Raw genomic sequence first — 1,748 nt, 5'->3', positions numbered from 1 at the left:
CTTCCATTCACCTCCGTGTGGCAAGCCCCGTTCATCGGATGCTATAGTCGGCTGAGCAACTCCGACTTCTTGGCCTCGAATTCCTGATCCGTGAGAATGCCTTTCGCATGAAGTGCCGCGAGGCGTTCGATCTTGTCGAAGATGTCCTCATCCGACCGAAGCGCCTCCGGTGCTGGACGTGCCGCTTGTTGTGGCTCGGCGGATTCCGGCGCGGACGATGCGAATATCGACGGCGCAGCCGTGGCGGCGGATGTTCCGGTAGCCGGCGCGTCCGCCGGTTCCTTGCCGCCCTGCCGTACCACATCCAGTTCCGAAATTTTCACCAGCCCATACTGAGAGGTAAAGCTCAGCGACTGGTCGCCGCTTTGCTGTTGCGAGAACCCGCCAATGCGATGGTCCTTCGTGTCATAGACCGTAACCCGGCCGCCGATATCGATCGCCAGCCGTCGGGTTGTCGGGAAAAAGGCATAGCGCAGGTCATTCTGCGCCCCGGTCGAGGCAGGATGCCCAAACTCCTCGGGCCACCAGTTCCCAGCCGACAACGCGCCAGGCACGAACAGGCTGACGCCGCCGCCCTGACCTTGATTTTGGGACTGGTGCGACGTCTGCGGGCCCAGAAAATCCATGCCGCGCACCAAGGCCGCAAGCTCGGAACAAATCCCGGCCACGTTCGCCTTCAGCGCATTGTTGAACATGTCGCCGACCATGATCATGCCACCCTGCGACCATTGCCCCATCCCACCCAGATCGGGATGGTTGAACTGGGCCTGTGTCGCCTGCCCGGCGATAATCGCCATCAGAAGGTGCTCCACCGCGCCGAAGCTCACCCCGTACCGCTCTGCAATCCCTCCAAGGGTTCGTCGGCCCTCTTCACTGAGTTGTCTCATCGTGATCGCCCTTGCCTGATAAGATTGCGGGCACGCCGCACTACGCCGGCGCATCCGTTGCAAGTGATTTAGCACGCGCCGCGGGGATGTCACGTTAATTCAGTATAGTGCTTTTGTCGGTTCTCCACGCCGTTTCGCAATCGCTAAATACCTGATTTCATTGTCATGAGATTTTCTGCTTGACGAGTAGAAGGCAGTATTCCCCATTAACGTGACATCCCCTAGGAGAGTCACTTGGGCTCGCTGATGATCGGCAAATTGGACCTCATTCCCCGAAGGCGGCCACCGCGAGCACCTCACGCTCGTTCTGCGTCCTCACCTTCATGGCCTCAGCCTCATCTTGGCCCTGGCCGTCGGCATGCCTGCAACGATCAGCCCGTGGTTCTGCGCGGAACCACGAGTTTGGCCGTGAGCGTCTGGACGATTTCGCCGCGCTGATTGATCGTCCGGCTAACAATCACGGCAACACCGCGATCCGGCTTTGATCGGGACGGCGTGACTTCGATGACTTCGCTTTCCACGTGCAGGGTATCGCCTGGGCGTGTCGGTGCCGGCCAGTTTATGTCTCCTCCTGCCCCAATGATCCCTCCGGCCAGCGGCAGGCCGCCCTCCACGTTCAGCCGCATGGTGATAGCGGCCGTGTGCCATCCGCTTGCCGCCAACCCTTTGAAGAGGCTACTCTTGGCTGCCTCCTCATCCGTATGAAACAATTGTGGATCGAATTGCGCGGCGAATGACTTGATCTGTGTCTCATCGATCGTGTGAGTGGCGCTGACAAAGCGCTGCCCCACATGGAGATCGTCCAAATGGAGACGATCTGCCGGGATTTGATCACTCATGGTTCATCTCCTCGGTGTATTC

Annotated in this window: 2 protein-coding genes; both read right to left on the bottom strand. The window is 59.6% G+C overall.

Annotated features, from left to right (window positions below; all coding sequences use genetic code 11):
- Nucleotides 1–41: 41 nt before the first annotated feature.
- Nucleotides 42–887, bottom strand: coding sequence for an SHOCT domain-containing protein (locus AAAC48_RS05550; RefSeq protein ID WP_340653222.1), 846 nt, complete (start codon nt 885–887; stop codon nt 42–44).
- 371 nt (nt 888–1,258) lie between these two features.
- Nucleotides 1,259–1,726, bottom strand: a complete 468-nt coding sequence (locus AAAC48_RS05545; protein WP_340653221.1) for a MaoC family dehydratase — start codon at nt 1,724–1,726, stop codon at nt 1,259–1,261.
- Between the last annotated feature and the right edge of the window lie 22 nt (nt 1,727–1,748).

Origin of the sequence: Phyllobacterium sp. (assembly GCF_037994405.1) — a bacterium.
Classification (GTDB): domain Bacteria; phylum Pseudomonadota; class Alphaproteobacteria; order Rhizobiales; family Rhizobiaceae; genus Phyllobacterium.
Note: the sequence above shows the minus strand (reverse complement) of the source record. Positions and strands in the feature narration are given on the sequence as shown.